The sequence below is a fragment of the Pseudoruegeria sp. SHC-113 genome (genome assembly GCF_025376885.1).
Classification (GTDB): Bacteria; Pseudomonadota; Alphaproteobacteria; order Rhodobacterales; family Rhodobacteraceae; genus Pseudoruegeria.
Genome location: NZ_JAHUBR010000001.1, coordinates 1786435 through 1804560 on the forward strand (window position 1 = coordinate 1786435; position 18126 = coordinate 1804560).

Here is an 18126-nt window from a genome sequence, read left to right on the forward strand (position 1 = left end):
GCGAAGGCATCTGCGCTCAAACGCGCCGGATGGCTTCGCCCGCGCCGGGCTGCCAGTCGCAGGTGATCCTCTCGGGGCTGCGCGCGCAGACCCGGAAACCTTCGCGCCGGTAAAACCGCAGAGCCGGGTTCGTGACCAGCACGTTGAGCCGGATCGGAAGGCCCCGGGCCTGCGCCTCGGCTGTCAACTGGGTCAGCGCCCAGGCCCCGTGGCCACGCCCGCGTGCCTCTGGCGCGATGTAAAGTTTCTTGACGAAGAGGCAGCTGGGATCTTCCCAAAGGGCGAGGCATCCCACGTCCCGCGCCCCTGCCTGCAGGATCCGATGCCCCGCAAGCGACAGCGTCTCAAGCGTGGCCGAGGGGCGCCATTGGCCCCAGAGCGCCACGGCATAGGCCTCCATGCCGGTGCGTTCCAGATCCAGAATAAAAGCGGCATCCCCGGGCTTGGCCGCCCGAAACCGCCGCTCTTGTGTCACTGCGCGAGCCCCTGATCGCGCAAGTAGGCAAAGCCCTTCGGGATATCAGCGGCAGCGCGCAGTTCCAGCACCAGATGGGGGGTGGAGGTGCAATCGGCGAGCGCGCGGAACACGCCGTGCCATTCGATCTCGCCGTCACCGGGCGCCCAGTGGCGATCGGCGTGGCCGTCGAGATCCTGCAGGTGCACATGGGCCAATTGACCACCTGCATCGCGCAGCACATCCTCCACCGTCGGCCCGCCTGACATCCGCCGCGCGATCTGGGCGTGGCCGGTGTCAACCGAAAGCGCGATGGCGGGGGAGGCGAAGCTTTCCACCATGGCGCGCCGGGTCTCGGGGCGAGCATCGTAGATGTTCTCGATCACGATTTGCACGCCGGTGTCCTCCCCGCTTTTCACCACGGGGGCAAGCACCTCGTGAATGCGAGCGAGCTTGTCTTCGGCATAGGTGGGGCTGGCGTAGAGGTTGTTCTGATACCAGAGCGTATAGGGCGAATGCAGCACCATCTGGCGCGCGCCGATGCGCTCGGCTGCCTCCATCGCTTTCAGAAAGCGCGCGGTGATGATCGGGCGCAGCTCCGGATCCTTATTGTCGATATCGAGCCCCTCGAAGGGGCCGTGGATGCCGCGCCGGCCGCTGTGGCCGTCAAGCGCTTCCTTCGCAGCGCTGATAAAATCCTCAAAGCCGCTGGAAAGGGTTTCATAGGCGATGAAGTCCTGAATTTCGACATCGCGATCGGCCTCGAAAAGCCAATCGCGATGGGCCGGGAGGTCCGCCAGATCAAGGGCGGCACCGATTTTGAGGGGGGCCATGGGGCACTCCTTTTCAGAAGGGTTCATGCCCTCATAAGTGTTGGATGTGACGCTTGCGCGAAGCGAGGCAGCCTAGCTCACCCGCGCGCCCTGCGCCCAGACGCCGCGCAGCAGCGGCACGTCGCCCGCCTTGGCCACGCGGATCATGTCGGCCCGCAGGCCCGGTGCCAGCGCGCCGCGATCGGTGAGGCCGGTGGCTTTGGCCGGGTTCAGGGTGACGCAGCGCACGGCGCGGGGCAGATCCTCCCAAAGGGCGGCCAGCCGGAAGGCCGAGAGCAACAGCGCCGCCGGGACGTAGTCGGAGGAGACGATGTCCAGCAGCCCGGCCTCGGCCAGCTCCTGCGCGGCCACGTTGCCGGAATGCGAGCCGCCCCGGATCAGGTTCGGCGCGCCCATCATCACGGCGATACCCTCTTCGCGGCAGGCCTGCGCGGCTTCGCGCGTGGTGGGAAACTCGGCAAAGCCCACGCCGCTGGCGCGCGAGGCAGAGACCTGTTCGGCGGTGGTGTCATCGTGGCTCGCCAGGACCGCGCCAAGGCGTTTGGCCTCGGCCACCGCGCCGACTTCATGTTTGGCCCCAAGCCGCGCGCGCAGAGCTTTCAGCTTTTCCACATGCTCCACGAAATCCTGATCGGAGAAATTGCGCTTCTTGGTGACATAGGTCTTGAGCGCGGTCAGATCGCGGAATTGGCGCTGCCCCGGCGTGTGATCCATCAGGCTGACGATGCCGACGCGATCCTCGGGGCCGAATTTGGCGAGCTCCTCCAGCAGCGTTTCCGAGCAGATCTCGGCCCGCAGGTGCAGGAAGTGGCTGATCTTGAACTGCCCGGCCGCGCGGGCCGCCAGAAGCTCGTCGGCCAGATGGCGGGCGTATTCCTTGTAGCCTCCGTTGCGCGAATGGATCGAGCCCACGCGCAGGGCGTCAAACACCGTGGTGATCCCGGTGGAGGCCAGTTCGGCGTCGTGGGCGATGAGCGCGGGCAGGTGGGGCCAGTCGACCTCGGGGCGCGGCTCGATATGGCGCTCAAGGTTGTCGGTGTGCAGCTCCACGAGGCCGGGCATGACGTAATCGCCGCCGCAATTCAGCGCCCCGGCGGGCACGGCATCGCCCTCGGTGATCGCGGTGATCTGGCCGTTCTCGCAGGTGATCGCGCCGTGCAGCACGCGGTCGGGCAGCACGAGTTGCGCGTTGGCGAGCGTGAGGGCCGGGGCCTCCTGAACGGGGCTGGCAGGGGCGGGGGTGAAAGGCGAATTCATCTTGGGTACTCGTGTTTGCGGGGCCTGTTCGGCTCGGATGGTGGTTTGGCAGGCCCGCCTCGGCGCAGGCTAACCCGGAGAGGGGCGATTTGGCCCGTGTTTTTGGCACAGGGCGGCGGCAACCAGCCGAAGAGGGGCGCGGTGCGGCTCATGCCTGCACCGGCGAAAGCGCGGTGAGTGCTGCGGCCAAGGCCTCCTGCAACGGGCCGTCATTGCAGATGCGGTGCGTCGAGAGCCCCTCGGGCAGAGGTTTTTCGGCCTGCGCCAAGCGGCTTGCGATCTGGGCGGCGCTTTCGCGGCCCCGGCCTGCGAGCCGTGCCGCCAGCACCTCGGGGGAGGCGGTGATATGGAGCACGATAAGCCGGGGAAAGGCCCGCGCGGCATGGGTGAGCTGTCCGCGCGAAAGATTGGCGATGCAATCCACTCCGCGCGCCAGATCGCCCTGCACATCCGCCGGGATGCCATAGCTCAATCCGTGGGCGTGCCACTGCAGGCAGAAGGCCCCGGCCTCGGCAGCTTGCGCGAAACCTTCCGGCGTGCGCGGCAGATGGGCCTCGCCGCCCGCTTCGGCAGGGCGGGTGATCGCCCGGCGCACGCGGCGCATTTGGGGGCGCGCTTGGCTCAGGGCGTCGATCAGGCTGTCCTTGCCCACGCCCGAGGGGCCGACGACGGCGATGAAACGGCCCGCCGCGCTCATGCCACCAGCCCCGGGGTGAAGCGGGAGACGTCGATCTCGCGCTCGCAGAGCCGCGCGCGGGCGGCTTCGTCGTGGAAGATGCCGATGATCGCCGCGCCGCGCGCCTTGGCCTCCTCAACGAGGCCCAGCACCACGGCGCGGTTGGCGGCATCAAGGCTGGCGGTGGGTTCATCCAGCAGCAGCGCCGGATAGGCATGGGCAAAGCCGCGCGCGATGTTCACACGCTGCTGCTCGCCGCCGGAGAAGGTGGTGGGCGAGAGCCCCCAGAGCCGCTCGGGGATGTTGAGCCGGGCGAGCAGATCGCGAGCGCGGGCCTCCGCTTGCTCCTGCGGCACGCCAAGGGCGCGCAGCGGCTCGGCCACGACCTGCAGCGTCGGCACGCGGGGCACCACGCGCAGGAACTGGCTGACGTAGCCCAGCGTTTCGCGGCGAAGCGCGATCACCTCGCGCGGGGCGGCGCGGGCCACATCGGTGCCCGCCACATCGATCACGCCGCCTTGGGCGCGGTAGTTGCCGTAGATCATCCGCATCAGCGTGGATTTCCCCGCGCCCGAGGCCCCGGTGAGCGCCACGCATTCGCCGGCCTCCACCGAGAAGGACACACCGCGCATGACCTCGATCACCGCCGCGCCCTGATTGTGCAGGGTGAAGGATTTGGAGACATTCTGAAGAGCGATCATCGCATCACACCTGCAAAACAGAGCTGACAAGCAGCTGGGTATAGGCGTGCTGGGGGTCATCCAGCACCTGATCGGTGAGCCCGGCCTCCACCACATGGCCTGATTTCATCACCATGAGCCGATCAGCCAGCAGCCGCACCACGGCCAGATCATGGGTGACGATGATCGCCGACAGCCCCATGTCGCGCACGAGACCGCGCAGCAGATCTAGCAGGCGCGCCTGCACCGATACATCGAGCCCGCCGGTGGGTTCGTCCATGAACACGAGGCGTGGGCCGGTGACGAGGTTGCGCGCGATCTGCAGGCGCTGCTGCATGCCGCCGGAGAAGGTGGTGGGGCGGTCGTCGATGCGGGCGGCGTCGATCTCCACCCGCGTGAGCCAATCCTGCGCGGTGTCGCGGATGGAGCCGTAATTGCGCGCGCCCACGGCCATCAGCCGCTCGCCCACGTTTCCACCGGCCGAAACCCCCATGCGCAGGCCGTCGCGCGCATGTTGGTGCACGAAGGCCCAATCGGTGCGCGCCAGCATCCGGCGCTCGGGCTCGCTCATGGTGACGGTATCGCGCAGGCCCTCGTTGCGGGTGTCAAACAGCACTTGCCCCTGATCGGGGGCCAGATGGCCGGCCATGCAATTCAGCAGGGTGGATTTGCCCGAGCCGCTTTCGCCGACGATGCCCATCACCTCGCCGGGGTAGAGATCGAACCCCACATCGGCACAGCCGATATGGGCGCCGTAGCGTTTGGTGAGGCCCTGAACCGAGAGAAGCGGGGTCATGCGGCGTCCTTTCCGCGATGGCCCTGCGCCTGCCGGGCCTCGCAATAATCCGTATCCGAGCAGACGAACATGCGCCCGCCCGCGTCATCCACGATCACCTCGTCCAGATAGCTGGTTTCGGAGCCGCAGAGCGCGCAAGGGTGATCGGCCTTGCTGGGCTCGAAGGGGTGATCTTCGAAATCAAGGCTCACGGCCCCAGTGTAGGGGGGCAGCACATAGATGCGCTGCTCGCGGCCCGCGCCGAAAAGCTGGATCGCCGCCATGCCGGAGAGCTTGGGGTTGTCGAACTTCGGGATTGGGGAAGGGTCCATCACATAGCGCCCCTCCACCTTCACCGGATAGGCATAGGCGGTGGCGATATGGCCGTGGCGGCTGATGTCCTCGTAGAGCTTCACATGCATCAGCCCGTATTCCTCCAGCGCGTGCATCTTGCGCGTCTCGCTTTCGCGCGGCTCCAGAAAGCGCAGGGGTTCGGGGATCGGCACCTGATAGACAAGGATCTGCCCCTCGGTGAGCGGCGCTTCGGGGATGCGGTGGCGCGTCTGGATCACGCTGGCCTCTTCGGTGCGAGTGGTGGTGGCCACCTGCGCGGTGCGCTCGAAGAACTGGCGGATGGAGAGGGCGTTGGTGGTGTCATCGGCGCCCTGATCGATCACCTTGAAGCGATCTTCCGGCGTGAGTACGGCCGCCGAGACCTGCACCCCGCCGGTGCCCCAGCCGTAAGGCATGGGCATTTCGCGGCTGGCGAAGGGCACCTGATAGCCGGGAATGGCGAGCCCCTTGAGGATCGCGCGGCGGATCATCCGCTTGGTCTGCTCGTCGAGATAGGCGAAATTGTACTCGGTCATGTCCGGGCGCTTTCAGAGCTGGGCGTTTGGCATACGGGGGCGGCATAAAGGCCGACAGGCCGCCGCCCCATCGACGGGCCGTTTTTCAATCGTTGTGTCTTCATTCCGCCGCCTCCGGAAGGGCGTCGACCCCGGCCTCGCGGCGCAGCTTGCGCACCAGCTCCAGCTCGCTCTGGAAATCCACGTAATGAGGCAGCTTGATGTGCTCCAGAAAGCCCGTCGCCTGGATGTTGTCGGCGTGGTACAGCACAAATTCCGCATCCTGCGCGGGCGCGCCCTGATCGTCTTCGCCCAGTTCTTCCCAGCGCAGCGCCCGGTCCACCAGCGCCATGGAGATCGCCTTGCGCTCGCTCTGGCCAAACACCAGCCCATAGCCGCGCGTGAACTGCGGCGGCTCGGTTTTGGAGCCCTTGAACTGGTTGACCGTCTCACATTCTGTGAGGGTGATCTCGCCGATCTCCACGGCAAAGCCCAGCTCCGGGATCTCCATTTCCACCGGCACCGCACCGATGCGCAATTCGCCCACGAAGGCATGGTTGCGCGCGTAGCCGCGCTGGGTGGAATAGGCCAGAGACAGGGTGAACCCCTCATCCGCCCGCGCCAATGCCTGCAGGCGCAGGGCGCGTTCAGCGGGCATTTCGAGCGGTTCGCGGGTCAGATCCGGGGGCGTGGCATCCATGCGCGGGGCTTCCTCGATCAGCCCCTCGCGGTTCAGGAAATCGGTGACGCGCGGCTTGGGGGCGGGGGCGGCCTCCCGCTTGGGGGCCTCAGCGGGCGTGCCTTCGGCGGCGAGTTTGAACTCCAGCAGGCGGTGGGTGTAATCGAAGGTCGGCCCCAGAACCTGCCCGCCGGGCAGATCCTTGAAGGTGGCCGAGATGCGCCGGTCGCAGGCCATGTCGCTCGTTTCCACCGGATTGGAGGCCCCGAAGCGGGGCAGGGTGGTGCGATAGGCGCGGATCAGGAAGATCGCCTCGATCAGATCGCCCCGCGCCTGTTTGATGGCCAGCGCGGCCAGATCGGGATCATAGAGCGAGCCCTCCGCCATCACCCGATGCACCGCGAGGCTCATCTGCTCGCGGATCTGGGCCACGGATAGCTCGAGCACCGAAGGATCGCCCCGGCGTTCCTCGGCCAGCCAGCTGTGGGCATTCTCGATGGCACGTTCGCCGCCTTTGACAGCCACATACATCAGAGCGCCTCCTCAAGGTGGATCTTGGTGGAGCGCGGCAGGCCCGCCACCTGATCGCCGCAGGTGAAGAAAAAGTCGAGCCCGAGCGGGAAGGCCTGCGCGTTCGCCACCAGCGCCTGCGGATCGGGCAGCGAGAGCGCGGCGCGGTGCTTGATGCCGGGGCCGGAGAGCTGGCTGCCTTCAGGGGCCAGCGCCTCCATCTCCACGATCAGCGTGGCGGAGCGGTCCGGGTATTGCGCGGTACCGATCCTGTATTGGGACAGCGGCATCAGCGCCTCCCATGTGCCTAGGGCGAAGCTGCAGGCGGAAGGCCCCACGAGGGGCGCGCCAGTGTGGAAGGCGAGCCATGTGCGGATGGCGTCACAGTCGTAGTCGCCTGCAAGGTGGATCGGCGTTTCGGTGTCACAAAGCGTCAGAAGAAGCGCGCCGGCTGCTGGCGACAGCGGCGCGGGCGGGGTGGCGCCGGTGAGGCGTTGTAGCGTGCCGGGGCGGGCGATGGCCTCCATCACGGCGCGAAAGGCGATGGCGGCGTCGCGGGCGGGATCGGGGAAACCGCCTTCAAGGGCAGGGCTCTGCATCAGTCGTCTCCCCGCACCATGGTGAAGAAATCCACTTTCGTCGCTTCGGCTTTTGCGGCGCGGCGGGCGCGGCGGCTGTGCGCTTCGGCGCGCAGGGGGGCCAGCACGGCGGCCTCTACTTTCGGGGCCTGATCCGTCTGCATCAGCGCATCCACCAGTGCGGCGGCTTCAGCGCAGGGCTTGGAGCGGCCCTGGATATAGGCGTGGCCCACGGTGCCGCAGGGCAGGCGCAGGGCGCAGCGGGTGATCGTCATCTCGCCAAGGTTGAAGGCTGCGCCGGTGCCGCCTGCGCGCCCCCGGACCATCACGCTGCCGCTTTCCGGCGCGCGCAACCAAGTGGTGGCGGGGCGAGGGCCGAGGGCGGCGAGCAGCTCTGCCACCCGGCCCGTGGGGGCCTTGGCCAGCAGCCCCATCCAGCCCCGGCGTGCGGTGGCTTCGGGAGGAAGATCTGAGGGGGTGTCCAGCATCTAGACAACTCTCGTTATTACTATACAACTAGACTAATGATAGCGAGCACAGGGCGATTCCCCCAATGGTTTTTTGTGAAACTTCCGTAACGCAGGCCGGGCAGCCATGAGCCATGCAACCGTGAGCCGGGCCGCTGCCACCCCCGTCTGGCGCGCCATTGCCGATGCGCTGCGCGCGGATCTGAGCGAGGGCCGCTACAGCCCCGGCGACAAGCTGCCCACCGAGGCCGAGCTGGCCGAGCGCTTCGGCGTGAACCGCCACACGGTACGGCGCGGGATCGGCAAGCTCGTGGAGGAGGGCCTGCTGCGCTCCCGCCGGGGCGCGGGGGTGTTCGTTGCGGCCACGCCCACCGACTACCCGATCGGCGCGCGGGTGCGCTTTCACCAGAACCTGCTCGCCGCGGGCCGTCGCCCGGAAAAGCGCGTGCTGCACAGCACCCGGCGCGCCGCCACCAAGGGCGAGGCGGAGGCGCTGGAGGTGGCGCAGGGGGCGGAGATCCTTGTGCATTTCGGCCTCTCGCTGGCGGATGCCCAGCCCATCGCGCTGTTTGAAAGCCTGTTTCCGCTTGGCCGCTTGCCGGGCATCGCCGCCGCGCTGGAGGAGCTGATCTCCGTCACGGCGGCGCTGAAGGCGGTGGGCGTGGCCGATTACACTCGCGCCTCCACCCGGCTCACGGCCGTGCGCGCCGACGCCACGCAGGCCTTGCATCTGCACCTGCAGGAGGGCGATCCACTGCTGCGCGCCACCGGCGTGAACGTGGACGGGCAGGGGCGGCCTGTGGAATACGGACGTACGTGGTTTGCCGGGGATCGGGTGACGCTGACGCTGGATCAGGACGCCTATTCGTAGACCTCAAGGAAGGCTTTCGCGGAAAGGGCGCGGAAATCGGGGAGCGCGGCGCGCAAGGTCGCATGATCCCAATCCCACCACGCCAGCGCGATCAGCCGCTGGGCGATTTCCGGCGGCTGGCGGCGGCGCAGGAGCGTGGCCGGGGTGCCCGCCACGATGGTGTAGGGCTCCACATCCTTGGTGACGACCGCGCCAGAGGCCACGACGGCCCCGTCGCCCAGCGTCACCTCGGGTTTGATCATTGCGCCGTGGCCGATCCAGGTGTCATGGCCAATCACCGCGCGGCGGGCGCGGCGGCGGCAGAAGAAATCGCCGTCGTCCTCGGTGTCGTCCCAGTAATCGGCGGAGCGGTAGAGGAAATGGTGGCAGGCGGCGGTGTCGAGCGGGTGATCCGTGGCCCCGATGCGGGCGAAACTGGCGATATTGGCGAATTTTCCCACGGTGGCATTGGCGATGTCGGCGTAGCGGTCGCAGTAGCTGTAATCGCCAAAGCTGGTGTGGGCGATGCGGCTGCCCGCGCCCACTTCGCAATAGGCGCCAAAGCGGCTTTCGGTGATCTGGCAACCGGGATGCAGGAGCGGGGTGTCGGCGCTCAGGCGGCTCATGTGTCCTTGCCCCCGATCAGTTTACCGCGCAGCCAGCCCGAGGCCCAATCCATCAGCATCACCATGACGATGATCAGCACGATGTAATAGGCGACCTCTTCCCAATCCTTCTGTGTCTGGATCGCCTGCGTGAGCATCAACCCGATGCCGCCGCCGGTGATCGCGCCGATGATGGTGGCGGAGCGGGTGTTGCTTTCGAGGAAATAGAGCACCTGCGCCAGAAGCACCGGCACGACCTGGGGGATCACGCCGAAACGGTAGCGCTGCAAGGTGCCCGCCCCGGTGGAGGAGATCCCCTCGATCTGCTTTTCATCCACGTTCTCAAGTGCTTCGGAGAAGATCTTGCCAAAGGTTCCGGTGTCGGTGATGAGGATGGCGAGGCTGCCTGTCAGCGGGCCGGGGCCGAAGGCGCGGGCCAGAACCACCGTCCAGATCAGCGCATCCACGCCGCGCACGAAATCAAACAGGCGGCGGGTGAGCATGCGCACCGCCACGAAGGGGGCGAAGTTGCGCGCGGCAAGGAAGGCCAGCGGCAGAGCCACCATGGCCGCGCCGAAGGTGCCGAGAAAGGCCATCAGGATGGTTTCGCCAATGGCCCAGGCCACATCCTTGTGCCGCCACATCGGGTTGTTCCAGAAATCTTCCCACGCGCCTGCAATATTGCCGCGCGCCGGGTCGATCTGCGCGCCGAAGAGGATCTGGAAGAGCCCGTGTCCGTGGTAGGGGCTGTCGAGCGTGAACCAGAACAACTCCCAGCCGGTGAAATAGTTGAAAACTTCCGTCTTGCTGCCGGTCAGCGTGATGCGCCCCTCCGGCGTGGTGATCGCCACCCGGCGGTCGGAGGCGTTGATCCAGTCCGGGGTGAGGGCGGGCAGATTGGTGGTGACGGTCCGCCCCTCGGCCTGCGCGGTGATGAGCGGGTAGACGGGGATCTCGATCTCGGTGCGGGCCTCGGGCAGCAGGCGCACAAAGGTCTCGCCGCCCAGATCCACCGTCACTACGCCGTCACCGCTCACCCAGTCAGGGCGGGTGCCTTCCGGGTAGCGGCCCTTGCGCTCGCCTTCCACGGCGTAGTCGATCTCGCCGGTGCGGTTGCTGCGGGTGACATGCACCTTGTAGGACCAGCTATCCGAGGCCAGCGTCACCGCGTTGTCCCAGTTGGCGCGTTTGGAAATGCCCGCGATATCAAAGGCGAAGAAGATGTAGCTCAGGTAGGCCAGCACCAGCAGCGGCAGGCCGAAGGCCACGAGGCGCTTGCGCGACATGCGCGCATCGGCTTGCGCTTTCATGAGGGAGAGGTCGGTGGTGCTCATGCGGCATGGCCTTTCGTCAGGCGGTGGCGGAAGCGGCTGGAGAGCTGATCGAAACAGACGATGGTACCAAACAGCAGGATGAAGATGGCTGCGGCCTCGTCAAAGCGGCCCGGCCCCCAGGCCATGGCGTTGCGCAGCTCGTAGCCCAGCCCGCCCGCGCCCACGAAGCCAAGGATGGCGGAGGCACGGATGTTGATCTCAAAGCGCAGCAGCGCGTAGCTCAGGAAGTTCGGCGCGACCTGCGGCAGCACGCCGAGCCACATGCGCTGCAGCCAGCCCGCGCCGGTGGAGGCGAGCCCCTCCACGGGTTTCTGATCGGCGTTTTCCGCCACTTCGGAGAAGAGCTTGCCCAATGCCCCGGCGGTGTGGATGGCGATGGCGATCATCGCCGGCACAGGCCCGCCGCCCAGAACGAAGATCAGCACCAGCGCGATGACGATCTCCGGCACCGCGCGCATCACATCGGCGCAGCGGCGAAACAGGGGTATGAGGCGCGGCCAGCAGGCCAGCCCGCGCGTGCCCAGAAGCGCCAGCGCCACCCCGCCAATGCCGCCCAGAAGCGTGGACACAGCGGCGATGTTGAGCGTTTCCACCAGCGCAGGCACGTATTTCCGGATCAGCCCCGGCAGTTCCGCGCGTTTCTCCCAGGCCTCCGAAAGCACATCCGCCGGGTAGGCCCCGATGTTGCTGATCCCGTCCCAGAAGCCGCCCGCGTTGCGCTCATCGGCGACGATGAAGCCCGAGATCATCAGCAGCGCGAAGATCATCAGGGTGAGCGTGCCGTAGAGGCGGCGGTGCTGCACGAGCGCCATATAGGAGGATTGGATCTGGTCCACCGGCCCCGAGGGGCTGCGGGGATCCGCGAGGCTTGCGTCGGTCATGGGGCGTCCCGTCGTCGTGAGAAAACCGGCGGCCCCCGTGTGGGAGCCGCCGGGAGGCGATGGGCGATCAGCCGTCGATCTTGGCTTTGCGGGCTTCGATCACGGAGAGGTAGGTGTCGTGGGTCACCGGCTGGAAGCCGAGCGTTTCGCCAGCGGCCACGCCATAGGCGCAATCCTTATCCGTCTCGAACAGGTTGTCGATCAGGGCCGTCATAGTTTCCTTCACGTCCTCGGGCAGCGCCTTGCGCAGCACGACGGGGCCTTCCGGGATCACGTTGGATTTCCAGATCTGCACCAGATCGTTCATGTCCACGAGGCCCGCGTCCACGGCCTTGCGCAGCGCGCCGGAATTGTAGCCGTCTTCCCAGTTGCCCTGGCCGTCGGCCCAGGTCACGCCGCCGTCAATGTCGCCGTTGTTGACGGCAACGATGGTCTGCTCATGGCCGCCGGTGAACTTCACCTCGGCAAAGTACTCGCCGCTCTCCATGGTGATGCCGTCCTTGTACTGCGGGATCTCGATGGAGGGGATCAGGTAGCCGGAGGTGGAGTTTGGATCACCGAAGCCGAAGACCTTGCCTTCCATGTCGTCCAGCGAAGCGATGCCGGCGTCCTTGCGGGCGAAACCGATGGAGTGATAGCCGATGGAGCCGTCCATGTTCACCTTCACGAGCACCGGGTCCACGGCTTCGGGATCTTGCAGGTAGGTGGCGGCATAGGAGGAGGCGCCCAGCCAGGACATGTCGAGCGTGCCGCCCAGCAGGCCCTGGATCACGCCGTTGTAATCGGCGGGGGTGAAGATCGTCACCGGCACGCCGAGCGCTTCGGAGGCGTAATCGGCAAGGCACTGGTAGCTGTTGATGCGGTCCTGCGCGTTCTCGCCGCCCAGAAGGCCGATGCGGAACTCGGTGATTTCGGCAGTTGCGGCGGTGGCAAGGGCGGTGGAGGCGGCCAGCGCCAGGGTGAGGGTCTTTTTCATCTTGGTCTCCGTTCGGTCTGAGGTGTTGAAGTCGTTGTGAGGAAGGCTCAGCCGCGCGAGATGCGCGCGGATGATGGCGGAGGTCAGGCGAGGCTGCGCGGGCGGTTGCCGGCTTTGGGCCTGTCCAATGTGTCGATTTCGGTCGATGTGGCGGCCTCGGAGAAATCATCCCCCGCGCCGTAGATGTCGCGCGCGACACCGGTGGTGAGCTGTTCGGGCGTGCCGTCAAACACCACCCGCCCGTCGCGCATCCCGATCACCCGGTCGCAGAAGCGCCGCGCGGTGTCGAGCGTGTGCAGGTTGGCGATGACGGTGCGGCCGTCTTCTTCATGGATGCTGCGCAGGGCCTGCATCACGATCTGGGCGTTCATCGGGTCAAGGCTGGCGATGGGCTCATCGGCGAGGATGATCGCCGGATCCTGCATCAGCGCCCGCGCGATGGCGACACGCTGCTGCTGCCCGCCCGAAAGCGCCTCGGCGCGTTTGGGGGCCTGTTCGGCGATGCCGAGGCGATCGAGGATCTCGATGGCGCGGTGGATGTCGCTCTGGGGGTAGAGGTTGAACAGCGTGGCCAGCGTGGAGCGGCGGTTCAGCGTGCCGTGGAGCACGTTGGAGGCCACGTCCATGCGCGGCACGAGGTTGAACTGCTGGAAGATCATCGCGCAGCGCGATTGCCAGTGGCGGCGGGCCTTGCCGGTGAGCGCGGTGATCTCCTCGCCGTCGAAGGTGATCTGGCCGTCGGTGGCATCGCTCAGGCGGTTCACCATGCGCAGCAGCGTGGATTTCCCCGCGCCAGAGCGCCCGATGATGCCGATCATCATCGGCTTTGCGACGTGAAAGCTCACCGCATCGACGGCGGTCTTGTCGCCAAAACGTTTGGTTACCCGCTGAAGGTCCAGCATCTGTCATCCCCTCTTCGTTGCGACGAGCGGATAGCAGGGGGCTTACAACGGCTGCGTGACGGGGATGTTGCGCTTTTGTGAAATCCGCAGGCGGGCAGGCGCGGCGCGAAATTCCGGCGCGGCGCCTGTCACAAAACTTTCATATTGGCCGCTATGCGGTAAGCTGGGGCCATGAGACATGCATATGTTTTGACCTTGGCCTTCCTTCTGCCCGCTCTGCATCTCGCCCAAGCGCGCGCGGAGCTGAGCGATCTGCGCTGCGAGGATCGCGCACGGCTAGAGGCACAGTTGCAGGCCACGCGGGCCGAAAAAGTGGGCTACGGGCTGAGGGATCCCGAAACCCTGCTGGAAGTATGGGTTACGCCGGGCAACAGCGGATGGATCATGGTGCAGAGCTACGCCAGCGGCACCGCCTGCATCGTGGCGATAGGCGATCACTGGCAGAACCTCGCGCCGCCCGAAGATCCCGCCTGAGCGGGCCATGTCCTTGCCCGTCTGGCCTTTCCGGCCCCATCGGTGCTAAAGCGCTGCGGTGCCGCCGTCCGGCACCCTGACAAATGCGATCCGCAACGAGGCACCACATGGCTCAAAACATGGTAGAAGCAGCGCCGACCCGCTCTGAAAGCAGCCTCGCACGGGCCGCGCGGCTTTCCGTTGCGCCGATGATGGACTGGACGGATCGCCACTGCCGCTACCTGCACCGGCTGATGAGCAGCCAGACGCTGCTCTATACGGAAATGGTCACCGCGCCTGCGCTCGTGCGCGGGCAGGCAAGGCATTTGCTGGCCTTCAACGGCGAAGAACACCCCGTCGCGGTGCAGCTTGGCGGCTCGGAGCCCGCTGAGCTGGCCGAGGCCACGGCGATGGCCTGCGAAGAGGGCTATGACGAGGTGAACCTCAACGTCGGCTGCCCCTCGGACCGCGTGCAATCGGGCCGTTTCGGCGCAGTGCTGATGACGGAGCCGAAACTGGTGGCGGACTGTGTGGCGGCGATGATCGCGGCCTCCTCGGTTGAGGTCACCGTGAAATGCCGCATCGGGGTGGACGATCAGACGCCGGAAGAGGTGCTGCCCGATTTCATCGACCACATGCGCGGGGCAGGGGTCACGCGGATGCAGATCCATGCGCGCAAGGCCTGGCTGCAGGGGCTCAGCCCGAAGGAAAACCGCGATATTCCGCCGCTGGATTACCCGCTGGTGCTGCGCATGAAAGAGCGCTTCCCCGAGATGCATCTCTCGATCAACGGCGGCATCACCTCGCTCGATCAGACCGAAGCCTTTCTGGCCAATGGGCTGGATGGCGTGATGATCGGGCGCGCGGCCTATCACAGCCCGTCAGACGTGCTGCTAGAGGCCGATCAGCGGATCTACGGCGTGGATACGCCGGCGCGCAGCCCGGAAGAGGTTGTGCGCCTGATGCTGCCCTATATCGACGCCCATATCGAAAGCGGCGGCAAGCTGGGCAACATCAGCCGGCACATGCTGGGGCTTTTCACGGGCCGCCCCGGTGCCCGGCAATGGCGGCGCATCCTGTCGGAAGGCGCGCACCGCCCCGGCGCGGGCGTGGCGCTGGTGCAAGAGGCGCTCGCCGCCGTGGAGCCGGCGGCGGCTTAACGATCAGGCCATAGCCCTGCGCGGGCGCAGGAAGCTCATCGCCAGCACGAAGGAAAGCGCGCCGCAGGCGGCGATCCCGGCGATCATCGGCAGCGGCGTGCCGTCAAAGAACGGCCCCAGCACCGCGATCACGGCAGAGCCTGCAAGCATCTGCAAGGTGCCCCCGAGCGAGGAGGCCAGCCCGGCGATGTCGCCGTTCTGCTCCAGCGCCAGAACGCCTGCCGTGGGGATGACGAGGCCAAGGAAAGCGTTCGCGATGAAGAGGCAGGTGGCGATCACCAGAAGGCTCATCTGGCCTGCCAGCGTGAGCGCGAGCAGCAGGGCGGTGAACGCGAAGAAGCCGCTCACCCCGATCACGCAGAGCCGCATCATCCCGAGCCGCGCCGCCGCGTTGGCGGCCAGTTGCGAGGCGGCGAAGAAGCCGATGGCGTTGATCGCGAAGGCGATGGAGAACTCCGTCGGGCTCAGCCCGAAAGTGCCGGTGTAGACGAAAGCCGCCGAGGAGACGAAGACGAAGAAACTACCGATGCCAAAGCCGCCCACCAGTGTCAGCCCCATGTAGACGGGATCGGCCAGCAGCCGCTTGGCCCCGGCCCAAAGCACGGCAGGACGGGCGGGGCGGCGAGCTTCGGGCGGCAGGGTTTCGGGCAGAGCGAAGAGCACCAGCGCCAGCCCCAGCAGGCCCAGCAGCCCGAGGGCCACGAAGATCGCGCGCCAGCCCGCCAGCGCGTCCACGGCGGAGCCGAATAGGGGGGCGAGCATCGGCGAGGTCGCGATCACCAGCATCACCATGGCCATGAGCCGCGTCGCCTCGATGCCGGTGTAGCGATCCCGCACCACGGCGCGCGGGATCACCATCGTCACCGCGCCGCCAAGCCCCTGCAGGAAGCGCCAGGCCGCGAGGCTCTCAAGGCTGCTCGCACTGGCCGCGCCGAAACTGGCGATTACGAAGATCGAAAGCCCGGTGAACAGCGGCAACCGCCGCCCCGCCGCATCGGCCCAAGGCCCATAGGCCAGCTGCGCCAGCCCGAAGGAGAGGAAATAGGCGATCAGCGTCACCTGAAAGGCGGCCTCGCTCACGCCAAGCCCTTCGGCCATCTGCGGCATCGCGGGCAGGTACATGTCGATGGCGAAGGGGCTGACGGCAGCCAGAATGCCGAGAATCGCGCCAAGCGCGCGGAAGCCGGGGGCGTTTCCGGTGTGCATGGGATGTCCTTTTGGAGGTCTTGCGGCGGCACTGCCGCCAAGGAAAGGCCGAAAGCCCCTTGATGAGAGCTTTGTGGCCCGCAGGCTGGCGCAGCGTCAATCGCCCAGCCTGCGCATTATTGCACCCCATCGGGGAAAAAATGGTTCGCCTTCGCGGCCCTGCGCCCTAGAAGATACCCCAAGCAAAAAGACCACCCCCAAAAGACCACCCCACGAGGACACCCATGCCCCCCATCGCCGATCTGCTTCCGCTGCTTGCCCTTCTTCTGGCCATCGGCGCCTTTGCCGGGGTGCTCTCCGGCCTTCTCGGGGTGGGTGGTGGCATCGTGCTGGTGCCGGCCTTCTTCTACGCCTTCAGCGTGCTGGGCTACGGGAGCGACCAGTTGATGCAGGTCTGCCTTGCCACCTCGCTGGCGACGATCATCGTCACCTCGCTGCGCTCTGTGGCCAGCCACAACAAGAAGGGCGCGGTGGATTGGGAGATCCTGAAAACATGGGCGCCGGGGATCGTGATCGGGGCCATCATTGGCGTGCTCGCGGCGTCTTCGCTGCGCTCGGTGGTGCTGCAGGGCATCTTCGGCGTGCTGGGTATGGTGATCGGCCTCTACATGGGGTTCGGCAAATCTGATTGGCGGCTGGGCGAGGCGATGCCCACGGGCCTGCGCCGGGCGATCCTGTCGCCGGTGCTGGGGTTCCTTTCGGTTCTGATGGGGATCGGCGGCGGCTCTTTTGGGGTGCCGCTGATGAGCCTCTACAACGTCGCCATTCACCGCGCGGTGGCCACGGCGGCGGGCTTTGGCGTCATCATTGCGGTGCCGAGCGTGGCGGGCTTCCTGCTGGTGCCGATCGCGCCGGAGAACGCACCGCCCTTCACCATCGGCGCGGTGAACCTGCCCACATTCGGTGTGATCATCGCCATGACGCTGATCACTACGCCCTACGGCGTGAAACTGGCCCATGCGATGGACCCGAAGCCGCTCAAACGCGTCTTTGCTGTCTTCCTGACGCTGGTGGCGCTGAACATGCTGCGCAAGGCGCTGGGGTTCTAAAAGGGTGGACGGCTGGGCGCAGGTCCGCCAGCGCGGCTGGCTGCGGTTCCCGGTTGACCGCGCCCTGTTGCGCTGGGTGGAAGCGGCCCGGCCCCACGCTCTGGCGGCGCTGAAAGGTCCCGCCCATGCCCATTGGTATCGCCACGGCGGCACATGGTTTGCCGGGGTGAATGCCTTGGAAAACGACTCCTCTGGGCAGATCGACGGCGTGCCCTTGGCGGGGGAGGCGTTGGACTTCATCGCCCAGCATATTGGCGGGCCTGAGGCGTGGGACAAAGCGCAGATCTCCGGCGTGTTGCCGGGCTATCCGGGCAAGGATGCCACTGAAAGCGCGGCCGCGCACCAGTTTCGCCTGCTCCGCGACGCGGCCCATGTGGACGGGCTCCTGCCCATCGGCCCCGAGCGCCGCCGCAAAGCCGCCGAGCCGCATTGCTTCATCCTTGGCCTGCCGTTGACGGAGGCCAGTGAAGGGGCGAGCCCGCTTGTCGTCTGGGAGGGCAGCCACGAGGTGATCCGCGCCGCCTTCCGCGATGCGCTCGCAGGTGTATCCCCGCAGGATTTGGCGGAACACGATCTGACCGAGGTCTATCAGGCGACCCGCCGCGCCATTTTCGAGCGCTGCCTCCGCCGGGAATTGCCCGCGCGCCCCGGCGAGGCGCTGCTGGTGCATCGGCTCGCCCTGCATGGGATCGCCCCTTGGGCGCAAAGCGCGGAAGCCGCACCCGCAGGCCGCGTGATCGCCTACTTCCGCCCCCCGATGCCTGGCGGCGTGCTAGAATGGCTGGCGGCTCCATAGGGCTATCTATGGCTGCTATGTCATTGTTGTTATTCGCAAACGGAGCCTGTTCGCCCGACAGGCACTGTCGGGCCGCGCCGACCCGCCCCCTCGGGGCGGCGCGATTGCGCCACCCCGCGGGACGGCGCTACAATCCGTGCAGAAAGCTTATTGCGAT

General features: G+C 66.9%; 21 protein-coding genes. 5 read left to right on the forward strand and 16 right to left on the reverse strand.

The features are described from left to right. Window positions 1-16: 16 nt before the first annotated feature. From KVX96_RS08905 to phnG, 10 genes are all read right to left on the reverse strand, one after another. The gene (locus KVX96_RS08905) at window positions 17-475 is read right to left on the reverse strand and encodes a GNAT family N-acetyltransferase (protein ID WP_261194030.1); all 459 of its coding nucleotides are present in this window, start codon (window positions 473-475) and stop codon (window positions 17-19) included. Continuing rightward, the gene (locus KVX96_RS08910; RefSeq protein WP_261194031.1) at window positions 472-1287 is read right to left on the reverse strand and encodes a sugar phosphate isomerase/epimerase family protein; all 816 of its coding nucleotides are present in this window, start codon (window positions 1285-1287) and stop codon (window positions 472-474) included. The genes KVX96_RS08905 and KVX96_RS08910 overlap by 4 nt, the downstream gene beginning before the upstream one ends. Before the next feature lie 72 nt (window positions 1288-1359). Then, complete coding sequence (locus KVX96_RS08915; RefSeq protein ID WP_261194032.1) at window positions 1360-2544, reverse strand: alpha-D-ribose 1-methylphosphonate 5-triphosphate diphosphatase; 1185 nt, start codon at window positions 2542-2544, stop codon at window positions 1360-1362. Between the two features lie 148 nt (window positions 2545-2692). Next, on the reverse strand, window positions 2693-3241 hold the full coding sequence (gene phnN / locus KVX96_RS08920; protein WP_261194033.1) for a phosphonate metabolism protein/1,5-bisphosphokinase (PRPP-forming) PhnN: 549 nt from the start codon (window positions 3239-3241) through the stop codon (window positions 2693-2695). Then, a complete protein-coding gene (gene phnL, locus KVX96_RS08925) occupies window positions 3238-3921 on the reverse strand; it encodes a phosphonate C-P lyase system protein PhnL (protein ID WP_261194034.1) in 684 nt (227 codons plus the stop codon). The genes phnN and phnL overlap by 4 nt, the downstream gene beginning before the upstream one ends. Before the next feature lie 4 nt (window positions 3922-3925). Continuing rightward, window positions 3926-4696, reverse strand: coding sequence for a phosphonate C-P lyase system protein PhnK (phnK, locus tag KVX96_RS08930; RefSeq protein ID WP_261194035.1), 771 nt, complete (start codon window positions 4694-4696; stop codon window positions 3926-3928). Then, window positions 4693-5544: an alpha-D-ribose 1-methylphosphonate 5-phosphate C-P-lyase PhnJ gene (locus KVX96_RS08935; RefSeq protein ID WP_261194036.1), complete on the reverse strand. Its 852-nt coding sequence runs from the start codon at window positions 5542-5544 to the stop codon at window positions 4693-4695. The genes phnK and KVX96_RS08935 overlap by 4 nt, the downstream gene beginning before the upstream one ends. A gap of 100 nt (window positions 5545-5644) precedes the next feature. Continuing rightward, window positions 5645-6733 (reverse strand): carbon-phosphorus lyase complex subunit PhnI, encoded by a 1089-nt coding sequence (locus KVX96_RS08940; RefSeq protein WP_261194038.1) that lies wholly within the window; start codon window positions 6731-6733, stop codon window positions 5645-5647. After that, window positions 6733-7311, reverse strand: coding sequence for a phosphonate C-P lyase system protein PhnH (gene phnH / locus KVX96_RS08945; protein ID WP_261194039.1), 579 nt, complete (start codon window positions 7309-7311; stop codon window positions 6733-6735). The genes KVX96_RS08940 and phnH overlap by 1 nt, the downstream gene beginning before the upstream one ends. Then, window positions 7311-7778, reverse strand: a complete 468-nt coding sequence (gene phnG, locus KVX96_RS08950) for a phosphonate C-P lyase system protein PhnG (protein WP_261194040.1) — start codon at window positions 7776-7778, stop codon at window positions 7311-7313. The genes phnH and phnG overlap by 1 nt, the downstream gene beginning before the upstream one ends. A gap of 106 nt (window positions 7779-7884) precedes the next feature. Here phnG and phnF point away from each other — a divergent pair, with 106 nt between their 5' ends. Then, window positions 7885-8628, forward strand: coding sequence for a phosphonate metabolism transcriptional regulator PhnF (gene phnF / locus KVX96_RS08955; protein WP_261194041.1), 744 nt, complete (start codon window positions 7885-7887; stop codon window positions 8626-8628). Here the strand turns inward: phnF and KVX96_RS08960 are convergent. The 5 genes from KVX96_RS08960 to phnC form a co-directional block, all read right to left on the reverse strand. Beyond that, on the reverse strand, window positions 8619-9233 hold the full coding sequence (locus KVX96_RS08960) for a chloramphenicol acetyltransferase (protein WP_261194042.1): 615 nt from the start codon (window positions 9231-9233) through the stop codon (window positions 8619-8621). The genes phnF and KVX96_RS08960 overlap by 10 nt on opposite strands. Continuing rightward, a complete protein-coding gene (gene phnE / locus KVX96_RS08965) occupies window positions 9230-10546 on the reverse strand; it encodes a phosphonate ABC transporter, permease protein PhnE (protein ID WP_261194043.1) in 1317 nt (438 codons plus the stop codon). The genes KVX96_RS08960 and phnE (KVX96_RS08965) overlap by 4 nt, the downstream gene beginning before the upstream one ends. Continuing rightward, window positions 10543-11427, reverse strand: a complete 885-nt coding sequence (phnE, locus tag KVX96_RS08970) for a phosphonate ABC transporter, permease protein PhnE (protein WP_261194044.1) — start codon at window positions 11425-11427, stop codon at window positions 10543-10545. The genes phnE (KVX96_RS08965) and phnE (KVX96_RS08970) overlap by 4 nt, the downstream gene beginning before the upstream one ends. A gap of 67 nt (window positions 11428-11494) precedes the next feature. After that, complete coding sequence (gene phnD / locus KVX96_RS08975) at window positions 11495-12403, reverse strand: phosphonate ABC transporter substrate-binding protein (protein ID WP_261194045.1); 909 nt, start codon at window positions 12401-12403, stop codon at window positions 11495-11497. 83 nt (window positions 12404-12486) lie between these two features. Beyond that, window positions 12487-13305, reverse strand: coding sequence for a phosphonate ABC transporter ATP-binding protein (phnC, locus tag KVX96_RS08980; RefSeq protein ID WP_261194047.1), 819 nt, complete (start codon window positions 13303-13305; stop codon window positions 12487-12489). 171 nt (window positions 13306-13476) lie between these two features. Between phnC and KVX96_RS08985 the strand changes: the two genes are divergently transcribed. Both KVX96_RS08985 and dusA read left to right on the forward strand, forming a co-directional pair. Beyond that, window positions 13477-13779, forward strand: a complete 303-nt coding sequence (locus KVX96_RS08985; RefSeq protein ID WP_261194049.1) for a hypothetical protein — start codon at window positions 13477-13479, stop codon at window positions 13777-13779. A 119-nt stretch (window positions 13780-13898) separates the two neighbouring features. Further along, window positions 13899-14918 (forward strand): tRNA dihydrouridine(20/20a) synthase DusA, encoded by a 1020-nt coding sequence (gene dusA, locus KVX96_RS08990; protein ID WP_261194050.1) that lies wholly within the window; start codon window positions 13899-13901, stop codon window positions 14916-14918. Between the two features lie 3 nt (window positions 14919-14921). On the opposite strand, the gene KVX96_RS08995 is transcribed toward dusA, so the two are convergent. Next, window positions 14922-16124 (reverse strand): multidrug effflux MFS transporter, encoded by a 1203-nt coding sequence (locus tag KVX96_RS08995; protein ID WP_261194052.1) that lies wholly within the window; start codon window positions 16122-16124, stop codon window positions 14922-14924. A gap of 224 nt (window positions 16125-16348) precedes the next feature. On the opposite strand from KVX96_RS08995, the gene KVX96_RS09000 reads away from it, so the two are divergent. Continuing rightward, a complete protein-coding gene (locus KVX96_RS09000; protein ID WP_261194054.1) occupies window positions 16349-17173 on the forward strand; it encodes a sulfite exporter TauE/SafE family protein in 825 nt (274 codons plus the stop codon). A 4-nt stretch (window positions 17174-17177) separates the two neighbouring features. Next, entirely contained in the window at window positions 17178-17969 is a 792-nt protein-coding gene (locus tag KVX96_RS09005; RefSeq protein WP_261194055.1) for a hypothetical protein, read from the forward strand. Window positions 17970-18126: the final 157 nt, after the last annotated feature.